The organism is Streptomyces sp. Tu 3180, from assembly GCF_009852415.1.
Classification (GTDB): domain Bacteria; phylum Actinomycetota; class Actinomycetes; order Streptomycetales; family Streptomycetaceae; genus Streptomyces.
In genome coordinates this window covers 459,553-472,955 of record NZ_WOXS01000002.1, presented here as the reverse complement: position 1 = coordinate 472,955, position 13,403 = coordinate 459,553, and the positions used below count along the sequence as shown (strand labels likewise).

At 72.0% G+C, this 13,403-nt stretch carries 11 protein-coding genes and 3 pseudogenes; 7 read left to right on the top strand and 7 right to left on the bottom strand.

All coding sequences use genetic code 11. The features are described from left to right. Positions 1–289 precede the first annotated feature (289 nt). The 4 genes from GL259_RS03480 to GL259_RS03465 form a co-directional block, all read right to left on the bottom strand. Positions 290–982, bottom strand: coding sequence for a response regulator transcription factor (locus GL259_RS03480; RefSeq protein ID WP_159529061.1), 693 nt, complete (start codon positions 980–982; stop codon positions 290–292). Continuing rightward, on the bottom strand, positions 979–2,211 hold the full coding sequence (locus tag GL259_RS03475) for a histidine kinase (RefSeq protein WP_159529059.1): 1,233 nt from the start codon (positions 2,209–2,211) through the stop codon (positions 979–981). Before GL259_RS03475 ends, GL259_RS03480 begins: the two co-directional genes overlap by 4 nt. 367 nt (positions 2,212–2,578) lie before the next feature. Then, positions 2,579–3,253, bottom strand: a complete 675-nt coding sequence (locus tag GL259_RS03470) for an SUMF1/EgtB/PvdO family nonheme iron enzyme (RefSeq protein WP_159529057.1) — start codon at positions 3,251–3,253, stop codon at positions 2,579–2,581. Between the two features lie 223 nt (positions 3,254–3,476). Continuing rightward, on the bottom strand, positions 3,477–4,082 hold the full coding sequence (locus GL259_RS03465; protein WP_159529055.1) for a dihydrofolate reductase family protein: 606 nt from the start codon (positions 4,080–4,082) through the stop codon (positions 3,477–3,479). A 347-nt stretch (positions 4,083–4,429) separates the two neighbouring features. Here GL259_RS03465 and GL259_RS03460 point away from each other — a divergent pair, with 347 nt between their 5' ends. The 7 genes and pseudogenes from GL259_RS03460 (at position 4,430) to GL259_RS38480 (ending at position 11,162) form a co-directional block, all read left to right on the top strand. After that, positions 4,430–4,639 carry a hypothetical protein gene (locus GL259_RS03460; RefSeq protein ID WP_159529053.1) on the top strand — a complete coding sequence of 70 codons (210 nt, stop codon included), beginning with the start codon at positions 4,430–4,432 and terminating at the stop codon, positions 4,637–4,639. A 2,077-nt stretch (positions 4,640–6,716) separates the two neighbouring features. Continuing rightward, positions 6,717–8,102 carry an APC family permease gene (locus GL259_RS03455; protein WP_243762232.1) on the top strand — a complete coding sequence of 462 codons (1,386 nt, stop codon included), beginning with the start codon at positions 6,717–6,719 and terminating at the stop codon, positions 8,100–8,102. A 444-nt stretch (positions 8,103–8,546) separates the two neighbouring features. Continuing rightward, positions 8,547–8,912 (top strand): STAS domain-containing protein, encoded by a 366-nt coding sequence (locus GL259_RS03450; protein WP_159529051.1) that lies wholly within the window; start codon positions 8,547–8,549, stop codon positions 8,910–8,912. Between the two features lie 237 nt (positions 8,913–9,149). Beyond that, positions 9,150–9,479: a glyoxalase superfamily protein gene (locus tag GL259_RS03445; protein ID WP_159529049.1), complete on the top strand. Its 330-nt coding sequence runs from the start codon at positions 9,150–9,152 to the stop codon at positions 9,477–9,479. A 36-nt stretch (positions 9,480–9,515) separates the two neighbouring features. Beyond that, positions 9,516–9,771, top strand: a pseudogene (locus tag GL259_RS39485) (hypothetical protein); the annotation flags it as partial. Between the two features lie 198 nt (positions 9,772–9,969). After that, positions 9,970–10,794: pseudogene (locus GL259_RS39480) on the top strand (SpoIIE family protein phosphatase); the annotation flags it as partial. A 68-nt stretch (positions 10,795–10,862) separates the two neighbouring features. After that, complete coding sequence (locus GL259_RS38480) at positions 10,863–11,162, top strand: PP2C family protein-serine/threonine phosphatase (protein ID WP_243762230.1); 300 nt, start codon at positions 10,863–10,865, stop codon at positions 11,160–11,162. A 345-nt stretch (positions 11,163–11,507) separates the two neighbouring features. Here the strand turns inward: GL259_RS38480 and GL259_RS03435 are convergent. The 3 genes and pseudogenes from GL259_RS03435 to GL259_RS03425 all read right to left on the bottom strand — a co-directional run. Continuing rightward, a pseudogene (locus tag GL259_RS03435) lies at positions 11,508–11,801 on the bottom strand (transposase family protein); the annotation flags it as partial. A gap of 43 nt (positions 11,802–11,844) precedes the next feature. After that, positions 11,845–12,720, bottom strand: a complete 876-nt coding sequence (locus GL259_RS03430) for a PaaX family transcriptional regulator C-terminal domain-containing protein (RefSeq protein WP_159529047.1) — start codon at positions 12,718–12,720, stop codon at positions 11,845–11,847. 5 nt (positions 12,721–12,725) lie between these two features. Further along, positions 12,726–13,358, bottom strand: a complete 633-nt coding sequence (locus GL259_RS03425) for a GNAT family N-acetyltransferase (RefSeq protein WP_159529045.1) — start codon at positions 13,356–13,358, stop codon at positions 12,726–12,728. Positions 13,359–13,403: the final 45 nt, after the last annotated feature.

Sequence of the window (13,403 nt, the reverse complement as noted above, 5' to 3'; positions counted from 1 at the left end):
GGGACCCGCGGACGGCAGCCCCGGCCCGCGCCGGCGCGGCGTGGACGGAGCCTCGTCCCGTCATTCCCTGCGCCAGGGACCGGGCCACAACCCCGCCGAGGCGGTCATCCTGCCGGATGGGGGAGTCGCCCGCCGGGTGCCACCGCCGGGGCCCCGGGGAGGCGACCACCCCGGCCCGCGCCGGCGCGGCGTGGACGGTGCCTCGCTCCATCGCCGCGCTGTGCCAGGGATCGGGCACACGGCCGGTGAGGGGGCCGTTCCCGACGCGGCTCGCGGTGCCGGGGCCCTCCTACTCGCCCGGGGTCACCAGCCCCGATTCGTATGCGAAGACCACCGCCTGGGCGCGGTCGCGCAGGTCGAGCTTGGTGAGGACGCGGCTCACGTGCGTCTTCACGGTCTGCTCGGCCAGTACCAGCGCCGACGCGATCTCCGCGTTGGACCGGCCGCGGGCCACCAGGGTGAGGACCTCGGTCTCGCGTTCCGTCAGGGCCTTGAGCCGCAGCGCGGGCCTGCCCCGGGTGGCGGGACGCTGCCGGGCGAAGTCCGCGATGAGGCGGCGCGTCACGGAGGGGGCGAGCAGCGCGTCGCCCGAGGCCACGACGCGTACCGCCGCGATGAGGTCGGCCGGCGGCGCGTCCTTCAGCAGGAAGCCGCTCGCGCCCGCCCGCAGCGCCTCGTAGACGTAGTCGTCGACGTCGAACGTGGTGAGCATCAGCACGCGCGGCCGGTGGTCTCCCGAGGCTGTGTCCCCGCCCCCCGGCGGTGGCGCGAGGATGCGGCGCGCGGCCTCGAGGCCGTCCATCTCGGGCATGCGGACGTCCATCAGCACGACGTCGGGACGGGTGCGCCGGCTCAGCTCGACGCCCTGCGCGCCGTCGGGGGCCTCGCCCACCACGTCGATGTCGCTCTGGGCGGCCAGCAGCGCGGCGAAGCCGGCCCGCACCATGGCCTGGTCGTCGACGATGATGACGCGCGTCGTCACGTGGAGTCCTTTCCGTTCAGGGGGATCCGGGCCGCCACCCGGAAGCCGCCGTCCGGCAGCGGCCCCGCGTCGAGGGTGCCGCCGACGAGCCGCACCCGCTCGCGCATGCCGACGAGGCCGTGCCCGGTGCCGCCCTCCTCGAGCGGCGCGGCGGGCGGCTCGGGCGGTGGCCCGTTGACGACGAGGACGGTGAGCCGCGCGCCGTCCTGCGAGGCGGACTCCGACACCGAGACCTGCGTCGGAGCACCCGGAGCGTGCCGCACGACGTTCGCGAGGGCCTCCTGGACGATGCGGTACGCGGAGAGGCCCACCGCCTCGGGCACGTCGGCGTCGCAGGGGGTGAACTCCACCGGCATCCCCGCCCTCGCCGTCGCCTCCACCAGCTGCCCGATCCGCGTCAGGCCCGGCTGGGGCGCGAGCTCGCCGTGCGCCTCCTCGTTCCGCAGTACGCCGAGGAGCCGCCGCATCTCGACGAGCGACTCGCGCGCGGTCGCCGCGATCGACGTGAACTCCTCCCGCACGTGCGGCGGCAGCCCGTCGAGGCGGTACTCCGCGGTGTCCGCCTGCACCGTGATGACGGACATGTGGTGCGCCACCACGTCGTGCAGCTCGCGTGCGATGCGGGCGCGTTCCTCCAGCAGCGTCCGCCGGCCGCGCTCGGCCTCGCTGATCGTCTCCTGCTCCGCCAGCCTGCGCTGCGCCTCGTACCGCTCCCGGAGCGCACCGGCGAGCAGGAGCGCGACGCCGCCGAGGATGGTGAGCAGTACGCTCTCGGCGCTGGTGCCGTGGGGCGAGACGAATCCCAGGCCGACGTTCGCGCCCGCCGTCGCCAGCCACACCAGCACCAGCGTCCGGCGCGACTCGCGCAGGCCGAGGGCGAGGCAGAGGCCGATGTACCCGACGATCCCCATGGGCGGGAACGGCCACAGCAGCCGCTCCTCGAAGTCGACGGTGAGCAGGGCGAGCGCCCCGGCCACGTCCGCGGCGAAGATCACGCACCAGGCCTGCAACGGGCGGACGACGGCGAGCAGCAGCGGTGCCGACTGCGCGACGGCCAGCGCGCTCGCGACGGCGCCGTTCAGGCCGTAGTCGGCGGTCAGCACCTGGATGGTGGTGGGCAGCAGGGCGACGCACAGCACGAACGCCACGCCCCACGGCAGCAGCCGTACCCACCGGCGCGAAGCCCCCGCGAGCAGCGCGCGCGGCGGCTTCTCCTCCGCTGACGTCATGGGCTCCACCTTATGTGCGACGGGACGGCGTCAGGAGCGGCGCGGCTGTCAGGCAGCCGCGCCGTCCTGGTGATCGCGAAGACGCGGACCGCTTCGGAACGCCGGCAGCAGAAGCTCCCGCCTGCTCTTCCCCGGGCGCCGGCCCGGGCAGCCGATGAACCCGGTCGGCCTCCGAGTCCATCTGCGCGGGATCGGCGTCCCTCCCCGGCGCGGCAGGACCTCCGCGATCCGCCAACTCGTCCTCCGAGTCCCGGCCCCCGTCGTCACAAAGGCCTTCGGCCACCACGACAAGACCGCCACCCGCCTCGTCACGAAAGCCGGCGGAACCCGGAGCCGATACGCTCCTGGGGATCACGCACGGTGAGGATCAGCCCCTGACAGACCGTGCGATGCGAAAGCCCACGTCGTCGACTCGGAAGGTCGGGTGGCTACGGCGGCGCACGGAGGCCCGGCAGCTCCAGTGCTCGTCGAACCAGCCACCGCCGCGCAGCACCCGGTAGGTGCCGTAGACCTCGGCGTCGTAGACGTCCCAGCACCACTCCCAGACGTTGCCGAGCATGTCGTACAGACCCCACGGATTCGGCCGCTTGCCGCCCACGTCATGCACTCGCTCCCGCGAGTTGCCGCGATACCAGGCGACCTCGTCGAGAGGCCCGTAACGCGGTCCGGTCGTCCCGGCCCGGCAGGCGTGTTCCCACTCGGCCTCGGTCGGCAGCCGGTACCCGTCGGCGGACGGGTCCCACGTGATGCCTTCACCCCCGGCAGGAAAGCGATAGGCGGGTGTGAACCCGTCACGCTGCGACAGGGCGTTGCAGAACCGGACCGCGTCCCACCAGGAAACACCCTCCACGGGTGACCGGCCCCCCTGAGAGGTTCCCGGCCGCTTCCCGGTGATCTGTGCGTACAGCGCCTCAGTCACCTGGAACGCCGCCAGTCGGTAAGGCGCAAGCTCAACCGACCAACTGCGTTCTGTCCGCCGGTCCGACAGCGTCACCTGCCCCCGCGGAACGGTGATCATTTCGCTTCCTGCGCCCGTGTCCATGAGCAGGTGATCCTAGTCCCACCCCCTGACGGCCCGCACGGCCCGTCACCATGCGGACACCATGGCCGGCCGCTCAACGCTCACCGTGAGGGAACCGGCGCCGCCCGTCGAGTACGCGACACCCCGACATGCGAGCTCACCAGTCCCACGCCCGGGGCCGGCCGACAGGCGACGTGTCAGCCGCGAACGGCCCACGGCCGCCCTCGTCGCGCGGGACACGGTGTCAGTAGCTGTCGTAGCCGGGCTTGCCGGTCGGCCGGTAGACGCCGACGACGGTGCCGCTCTTCGTCGTCGAGACACTGACCGGCTCCAGAGCGGTGGGGACCGCTCCGTCGGCGAACAGCCGCTTGCCGGTGCCGATGATCACCGGATGGATGGTCAGCCGGTACTCGTCGACCAGGTGGTGCCGCATGAGCGTCTGGGCGAGGTCGCCGCTGCCGACGACGTTGATGTCACCGCCGTCGGACGCCTTCAGCTCGCGCACGGCGTCGGCGACGTCGCCCTCCAGCAGCGTGGAGTTCTCCCACTCCAGGGACGTCAGGGTCCGGGACGCCACGTACTTGCGCATGCTGTTCATCCGCTCGGTGAACGGGTTGCCGGGATCGGCGGTCGGCCAGTACGCCGCGAAGATGTCGTACGTCTTGCGGCCGAGCAGCATCGCGTCGGAGGGCCCGTACCAGCCGGCGACGGCCGCGCCGACCTCGTCGTCGGACACCGGCTTCTGCCAGCCGCCGTGCTCGAAGCCACTCTCGCCGTCCTCGTCCGGACCGCCCGGTGCCTGCATGACGCCGTCCAGCGACAGGAACGTGCAAACGATGATCTTACGCATGGTGCGCTCCCTTCGTGTCGATGGGTGGACTGCGCGACCACCGGGAACTCATCGGCGGGGCCCGGCGGCGCGGCAGGGATCACCGTCCGAAGCCAGCCGCCGTTTTCCTGTCGGTGTTCACATGGATCAGCCCGGGACGTCAAGCAGATCTGAGGTCAAGGGCTTCACTCGCCGTGATCACCCCGCAGGTCCTGCCCGAGGGAGGTGTACGGGGCGAACACGGTGACTCCGCCGAACGGCCCAACCCAGGCGATCAGCCCGTCCACTGATAGATCCCGCGCCTTCCAGGGAACCCGACGTCGAAATGACCCGGAACCCGGCGTCACCCACCGGGAAGGAACGCACTGATGGAAGAACAGCAGACCCGACGCGCCGGCCATGACCAGGCGATGTGCAAGGCCTGCGGGAGCAGGCCCGCCGACCCGGCCGCACACGGGACGCTGTGCGGGCACTGCGCTGCCGCACTCGAACTGCCGGACGCCTCGGGACTGGTCGAGGACGAGGGCGCCGCGGTCCGGCGCGCGTTCGAAGACCGTGACATGCGCTCAGAACGCTGACGGGCACACCTGGCACACCGCACCGACGAGCCCCTTGCCCTTTCGGCCTCCCCGTCCTGTTTCCGCCCCCTCTGCTGAAGGGGGAGGAGGACAGGGGCCGGGAGGGGGTAGGCGGAGAGGTATGAATGACACACGATCCCGGCAGGGCGAGCAGAGCCCACAGGAAGCCCGTGCCCGGGGAACCATGCGGATCTGGCGGTGGGCCAGGTGGGCGGCGCTTGTCCTTGCGGTCAGTTGGGCGGTGAACTGGGTCGTCAATCTCGTCCGGGGCGAGCAGGGGTGGGATCTGTGGTGGCCTCTGGTCAGTACCGTCATCTGGACAGCGTTGACCGCGTACGGCTTCAGGACCTACCGCCGGATCAGGACAACGACTTTGCCGGCCGTCACCGGTCGCTCGCCTGCCTGACCGCCCCTCACCCGGCACCGTCCTTGGCCGGCCCGTTTCCCGCTCCCTGCCCTCCGTCACCTTTCGGCACCCGGACCGAAGCCCCCTCACGGACAGAAGCCCGCACAAGCGGACGGGACCCAGGAGAGGAGACGTGATGCGGCAGCGTTCGGGTTCACGCACACCGCCCTCATGGACCATGCCAGGCGCACGGTGGAGGACCTGGCTCTATTGGCCGATGCTCTGCATGGCCGTCGGGCTCCTGGCCTGGCGGGTGACCGAAGGCTCCAGTGGAGCGAGCATCGCCCTGTCCTCCTGTCACGTCCTGGTGTGGGTGTGTCTCCTGCTGGCCAACCGGTCTGCTCGGCGTAGACGCTCACAGGCCTGACAGGAGGAGTACCAGGAGCCGGCCTTCCCCCGCGGTCGCGTCCGGATGTCATGAGTCCTGGTACTCGTGCGTGACAGCCCTCCCGCGCGTCACACTGCCTCTGCCGTGACAAACCATCAGATCGGAAAGGGGCAGGCGTGACGAGTGTGCGCAGGACGGTGGCAGTGATGACACTGGCGGTTTCGGGGGCGGTGGGAGCAGGTGCTGTGCCGGCCGCGGCAGCTGACGGTCTTCTCCCTCACCCCGGACCTGAAGGCCTGGTGTGGGTGCAAGAGCGGACGGGGGACGGCGGGGTCGCGTCCGGCGGGGCATGGGAAGGCCTGCCGACCGTGCTCACGGTGGCCTGCGAAGGCGGAGGCAGCGTGGCGGTGACGATGGACTCACAGCGGGCGCGGGTGGCCGAGTTCACAGTGGACTGTCCTGCCGGCAGCGCGGGGGTGGGCTCGGTGACCATGGATCCGGGTGTCGTGCAGTCGGGTTCCTTCACCGTGGGCGTTGACGCCTCGGACGAGAGCATCCGGTGGGCTCTGACAGTGACCCAGCCCGAATAGGATCACCCGCACCCCCGGCTCCTGCTGCTGCTCGGGCCGCAGGCCCGTTGGCCGGCCTCGCGCGGCGAGGCCGGCCTGTGTGGCGCGGGGCGCCACCTCGCGAGGCCGAATGCCCCGCAGCTCCGGGAGTACGGCGCATGGAGCGGCTGACGGCGTTCACCTCGAACTTGACGACGTCGGCACCGGACGGACCGGCGCGGTCGAGGGGCGAGGTCGTGGGTGGGCTGTGCGATCACGGCGATGAACAGAGGCCGGGTCTCGTTGCAGCTGAGCGGTGCCGGTCCGTTCGGGCCGGCCCCGTCGGCCCGATCGCGAGGTTCGAGGGTGGCAGCGACCGCCAGGAAGGCATGGGCGAGCGGAAGCCGGGGTGGCCCAGCGGTGCCGGGAGTTCCAGCGGCGGACCTGGTGCTCGTCCAGCGACGACCACCGCGAACCCCGCGTCCAGCACGTCCTGACCGGCATCACCGTCGACATCGAACGGCTCGCCTCACGGGCGACTGAGCACCTCCACCGTCCCAGAGGCCTCACGGCGTTCCAGCGCTGCCTCGACTCGCGGGACCTGCCCCGGGAATGCTGGTGGCGGCAAGGGAAACGGACCCGAGTCCCAGGATCCCCGACGGAGTCGCTCACTGACGGTGACGGGATGGAAGTCGCCGGCCCGTTCGTGAGACATGCGGCCGGTGTGACGCGACGCGTCCGTGCGGCGACCGGTGGGCGAGCGTGCATCCCGCGGTAGGGGGGACACGAGGCGGTATGGCGAGACGAGTCGGGAACAGGGTGTCGGCGCAGGCAGCGGCGGAGGCGGGGGAACAGGGAGGGGCACAGGAGACAACGACGCTCAAGCGCGCGCTGACGACCCCGCTGCTGTACTTCTTCATTCTGGGCGATGTGCTCGGTGCCGGCGTATACGTCCTGGTCGGCCAGGTCGCGGCCGATGCCGGGGGAGCGGTGTGGGCACCGCTGGTCGTCGCGCTGCTGCTGGCGCTGCTGACCGCGGCCTCCTACGCCGAGCTGGCGACGAAGTACCCGCGGGCGGGCGGAGCCTCCCACTACGCGACGCGTGCCTTCGGACCCTTCTTCGGCTTCGTCGCGGGCTTCTGCATGCTGGCCGCGGGCATCGTCTCCGTGGCAGCGCTCGCCCGCGGCTTCGGCGGCGACTACCTGTCGGCCTTCGTGACCCTGCCCGTGGGGCTCGTGGCCGTGCTGTTCCTGGCCCTGCTCGCCCTGGTCAACGCGCGGGGCATCAAGGAGTCGACCCGCGCCAACGTCGTCGCCACCGTCGTCGAGGTGAGCGGGCTGGCCGTCATCGTCGTCCTCGGCGCGTGGCTGCTGCTGCGCGGCGACGGCGATGTCGGGCGGCTCACGCAGCTGGGTACGCCGGAGAAGGGGGCGGCGGCGGCCGTGCTGAGCGGCTCCGTACTGGCGTACTACTCCTTCGTCGGGTTCGAGACCTCGGTGAACGTCGCCGAGGAGACCCGCGACCCGCGGCGCTCCTACCCGCGCGCCCTGTTCGGCGCCCTCGCCACCGCCGGGGCCGTATACGTGCTGGTGGGCATGGCCGCGTCCGCGGCGGTACCGACCGCCCGGCTGGCCGGGTCGAGCGGGCCGCTGCTGGAGGTCGTCGAGGAGGCAGGCGGCGTGCCGACCCGCCTGTTCAGCGCCATCGCACTCGTTGCCGTGGCCAACGGCGCGCTGCTCACAGGCATCATGTCCTCCCGCCTGGCCTACGGCATGGCGAAGGACGGGCTGCTGCCCGCCGCGCTGACCAAGGTGCTGCCGGGCCGCCGTACGCCGTGGGCCGCGATCGCGGCCACCACACTGCTGGCGATGCTCCTCGCGCTCACCGGCAGCGTCGCCACCCTGGCGTCCACCCTGGTCCTGCTGCTGCTGGTCGTCTTCCTCATGGTCAATACGGCGGTGCTGGTACTGCGCCGAGAGCCGGGCGAAGCCGATCACTTTCGCACCCCGACCGCACTGCCGGTACTGGGCATCGCGTCCTGTGTCGTGCTTGCCACGCAGATCGAGGCCCAGGTGTGGCTGCGCGGACTGACGGTCGTGGCCGTCGGCACGGTGCTCGCCGCACTCATCTGCGTGCGGCGAACCAGGCGGGCGGACGAGGACGTGCGGGACCCCGGCTGAACGGGCGTTGCTCCCTCGGCCGGCCAGGACGACGCAGCCCAGCCCCCTACGCGTGACATCGCCCGAGGAGCCTGGCGCTGCCACGTCGGCCGACCGGTGGGGTGATCCTCGGGTCGATCGAGCCGGAAGGGGTCCTCGGTGGACAGCGCGCCGTCGTACAGGGGGCATCGGTATCCGGTCGAGGTCTTCGCAACAGCGGCTCCACCAGGCCCTCACCGCGGCCGGTCAGCTGCGGAGACGGCCTGCTTTCCCTCCTCCTTCCCGCCCCGTGGCTTCTTCCCCGCCCCTGGCCGCGCAGGTGCCCGCCGGGCCGGCCGGCGCATCGCAGACGCTTTGGCAGATGCTGCGTATCCTCGACAGGAGCACGTCAGACAAACCAGAGTCCGTCAGACACGCCGGACGGGGCAGCAGCCCTCCGTCCTCGACAGCTCACCGAAGGCTTTCATGCCGGCCCACCACGGGGCGCCACACCGTCCGCTGCCCGCTGGGCAGACCGCGGCCACCGAAGACATCAGCGTGGTCACCCTGCACGGAGACATCGACCACCACACCATCCCTCACGTCCGTGACCACCTGCTCTTCCCCCGCGGTGCGGCCGCGGCCCGCACGGTGATCGACCTCAGCGCCGTCACCTTCATCGACTCCAGCGCCATCAACGCCTTCATCACCGCTCACCACGCCGCCCAGCGCTCAGGGGGCTGGCTGCGCCTGGCCGGCCCCCTCGAATCCGTCCTGCACCTCATCCGGATCGTCGGCCTGGACGGCATCATCCCTTGCTACCCCACCCTCCACCGCGCTCTGGCCGCCTGACGGCAAGCCCCCCGCCCGCGCCACGGACCTCACCCAGCCGGTGGTCAGCGAGCCGGTCACCCACGCCCGCGCATACGTCCCCGGACCAGTCCTGCTGGAACCGCGCATCAACGGCAGCACGGTGGAGGTGGCCGGCCCCACCGAGGCGCCGGCCGGTGCCCGGCCGGCCCTGCTGCAGTGCCGCATCAGGCAGCGTTCGTCCCCCCCCCCCCCCCCGCGGTCTGCGACGACGGCGCCATGGACGGGGAAGTCGTTCCCGTTCTTCGCGCCGAGGACGCTGCGGCGGTCGCCTGGTGGGAGCGGCCGGGCTCCGCCAAGCAGTGGGAACACCGCTTCGAACCGGGACTTCCCGCGTTCGTCGAGGTCGCCCGGGGCGGGGTGCGGTTGTTCTTGTCGCAGCACCGGGGAGACGCCCGCCCGGACACGTTGCTCCACCTCCGCGTTCGGGACGTCGAGGCCATCGCCTCGGAGTTCGGTGTGCAGGTGAAGGACGCTGTGCGGGCGCGTGAGATCGAGCCGCGCGACCCTGACGGCAACCGGCTTCGGATCGGCACGCCGGCAAAATGACACTCGCCGGCGGCGCACGGCGGGGAAGCTGTGCCGGTGACTGGGCGAGCACGCGTCCGCGAGATCGATGACGACGAGGGGCGGCGCCTGCTGCGGATCATCCGCCGGAGCAGCGGGTCGGTGGCGACGGGCGCGGACGGTGCTGCCGTCCGCGCGGGGCACGCCGGTGGCGAGGGCCGCCGAGGCGGCGTTCACCAGCGGGGACCGGGTCCGGGTGATCCGCAGCTTCGACGCCGACGGCTTCGGCCCTCTCCATCCGAGGTGCACGGGCGGTCGGCCCAGGACATTCACCCCCGTCTGTGCGGGTGGAAGGCGGGTACTCGTGCGGTGATCGAGGACCTGTAGGGGCCGAGCGGCCGGAGGGGGTTTTCGAAGTGGTGCATTCGCCCGTGGTGCGCGCGGTCGTGCCGGGGACCGGTGACCCGCCCGTACCCCTGCCTGGCGGGAAGGTCCGGGTGTGACGGGGAGCAGCGCGGCGCTGGTGCGGTTGATGCAGGCCAGTCATACGGCCACGCTCGAGCGGCTTCCGGGCATGATCACCGAGTACGCCGCCGCAGCCGGGATGTATGACGTGGCCCTGTTCCTGGTGGACGTCCGGGAGAAGGTGCTGCGCCGCCTCACCGGTCAGGGGCCGGACGCCGGGGAGGGAGGGCAGGAGTTCACCGTTTCGGGCAGTCTGCCCGGCCAGGCCTTCCAACGCGTGGACCTGCTCCCCGAACCCGAACCCGAACGGGACGTGGCGGGGGACCGTCCGGGCGGGCGGCGGTGGTGGGTGGCCATCACCGACGGCGTCGAGCGCCTGGGCGTGCTGCGGGCCGACACCGGCACCGACGACGAATCCACCCGCCAGGCCCTGCGGGACCTGGCGTCCATGACGGCCCTGCTGCTGCTGAGCAAGCGGTCCTTCAGCGACTCCTACGCCCGTCTGGTGCGCACCGAGCCGATGAACGTGGCAGCCGAGATGCAGTGGAACCTCACCCCGCCGCCCGCCTACGCCGGACACGACGCCACCGTGGGGGCGGTGATGGAGCCCGCCTACCAGGTGGGCGGGGACGTCTTCGACTACGCGGTGGCCGGCAGCACCCTCCACCTGGGTGTCTTCGACGCCATGGGCCACGACACCACCGCCGGGATCACCGCGAACGTCGCCGTGGCCACCTGCCGCAACGCCCGCCGCCAGGGCGCCTCGCTGACCGAGACCAGCGAGCAGGTGGAGCAGACCCTGATCGAGCAGTTCGGCACCAGCCGCTACGTCACCGCGATCCTGGCCGACCTGGACATGGAGAGCGGCCGGCTGACGTGGATCAACCGCGGCCACCACCTGCCGATCCTGATCCGCGGCAACCGCTGGACCACCGAACTGCCCTGCCCCCCGCCGGCCCCATGGGCGCCGACCTGGGCCTGCCGGTCACCGAGGCCACCGAGCAACTTGAGCCCGGAGACCGCCTGCTGCTCTACACCGACGGCATCGTCGAGGCCCGCGACGTCCACGGAGAGGAGTTCGGCAGGGACCGCTTCGCCGACTTCATCCGCCGTCACCACTCCGGCCGGCACACCCTGCACGAGACCCTGCGCCGGCTGATGGCCGCCGTGGTGGAACACCACGACGGCAGGCTCGACGACGACGCCACCGTCCTGCTCGTCGAATGGCGCGGCGGTCACCAGCAGGAGCTGACCCCGTGACCCGCGGCCGGCACGGAAGGAAGCGCTGATGGGCACCGGCCAGCCCGCCTCCCCCGGCCGGCAGGACACCCCGCAGGTGCACGTCCGCTCCCTGGACGCCGACCGCTTCCTCGTCGCGGCCGCGGGCGCCCTCGGCCTGCGCACCGCCCCACAGCTCGCCGGCACCCTGCACCCACTGCCGCTCACCGGCGGCCACAGGGTGCTCGTGGACCTGTCCGGCATTGCGTTCCCGGACTCCACCGGGCTCACCTGCCTGCGACATTCTTCCGTCCTCGGGCACCGACACGTCGTCGGTCACCCGGGCCGCCGGGGAGATCAGCGGCAGCATCCGCTCTGCGACAGGGGCCGTCGCCGGGGCCGGAGAGCGAGAGCCGGTCCGAGGTGATCGCCGATCCGGTCGGCCGCAGACTTCGAGACGCCGGACGACGGGGCGAGCCGGCGCAGGGTGAGGTTGGTGCGCCAGTACGCGGCCACCAGCAGCACCCGGTTCTGAAGCGGCAGCGACCACGGCCGGCCCTTGCGGACCGGATCGGCCCCCTCACGTCGCGGCGCGGTGGTCAGCTTGCCGAACCGCCGCGGGCCCAGCCCGGTGAACGGAGCTGTCCAGGACGGTTCCGACGCCGTGATCACACCAGCCACGGCAGGATCACCTCACTCCTGACCAGGCGCTACGGGACAACTCCTAGCGCGTGGCTCGGTCTGCTGCTTCTCGGGTGATGTCGGCGTAGAGGCGGAAGAGGGTCGGGCGGGTTTCGCCGTGGCCGCGTTCCGGCAGGGCCGCCCAGCACCGGGCGATGAGCTTCCGGGCCTGGGTGCCGGGCCAGGGTTGGGGCAGGAGTTGAGGCGGCAGCAGCGGGTCGGGCTCCATGGCACGGGTGAGTTCGGCCGCCAGCTCGACAACGATGGTGAGCAGTTCGGACGGGGAGGGTCCGGCAGGGCCGGTGAGCCGTTCGAGGCGGGGCTGGGCGATGCGGCTGAGGCGGTGGTAGCGGTCGGCGATCTCCGGCAGGGGCCACAGGCGGCGGGCGAGTTCGGCGGGCTCCCGGGTGTCGCCCCTGCGCAGGTCCGTCGTGCTGAGGAGGGTGAGCGCGTCGTGGGCGCCGAGGCGGTGCGCCGCGGCTTCGACATGGGGTTCCCAGGCGTTGGCGCAGACGTACAGTCCGCCCTGGAGAGGGGCGCCGCCGAGGTGGACGAGCGTCTCGCGCAGGGCGTCCCGGACCGTGCGCGCCGATTCGGGCACGGCGAAGGCGGCTAGGTGCCAGACGCCGTCCCAGGGGGCGAGTCCGGCGTCCTGGCGAAATGCGTGCCGCAGGAAGTCCGCGTTGGGGGCCAGGGCCTGTGTGGTGTCTTCCGTGGCGTGCAGCACCGCTTTGCGGCCACGGCCCTCGTGGGTGAAACGGTTCTCGGCCACGAGGCGTTTGACGCACAGCCGTACCTGCTGGTCGCTCATGCCGAGGGCCGCAGCGACGGTGTAGAGCTCGTCCGCGCTGACTGTGCCGTCCTCCCGGATCAGTGCGTGGACGAGCATGCGGGTGGGAATTTCGACGTGGTCGGTCACGGGGTTCACAGTCCTCTCGGCCCGTCCGCCCCGAGGGGGCGGTGCATGGTGGTCACGGCGCCGAATCCCAGCAACCTGCGGAGGTAGGGGGTGTGTTCGGTCCGTACGGCCGTGAAGCCGCGCCGCTCGTACAGGGCTCTGGCGCGCGGATTGGTGTCGATCACGTCCAGTCTGATCTCCCGGCAGTCCTGCTCCGTCGCTACGGCGGCCACTTCCTCGATGAGCAGGCTTCCGACGCCGCGGCCGCGCACGTCCGGGGCCACGGCGATGCCGTCCATGACGAGCTGCCCGGGGGCCGGCTGACGTTCGAACAGGGCGAGGAGCAGGAGCCGGTGCAGTCCTGCGAGGTGCCCGTACGCGCGCAGCACGGCGGAGGCCGATCCACCGGTGAGGGCCCGCCCGCCGAGTTGGTAGCCGGCGAGGCCGACGAGCTGCCCGTCAAGGAGCGCGCAGACGGCGCGGTCGGCGTTCAGGTGGGCGGCGATAAAGGGCACCGCCTTGCCCGGCGGGTTCAGCGCGGGGCCGAGTTTGCGGCCGAAGGCGTCCCAGTACAGCTCGGCCGCCCGCTGCTCGGCTCCGGCCGGAAGGCCCCGCTGGATTGCCACCGGTCCGCTCCCGTGCGCCGTGTCCAGTGCCATGCCGCCCCTCCTCGTCTCCGCGGAACTGAAATCTATCAGATCAAA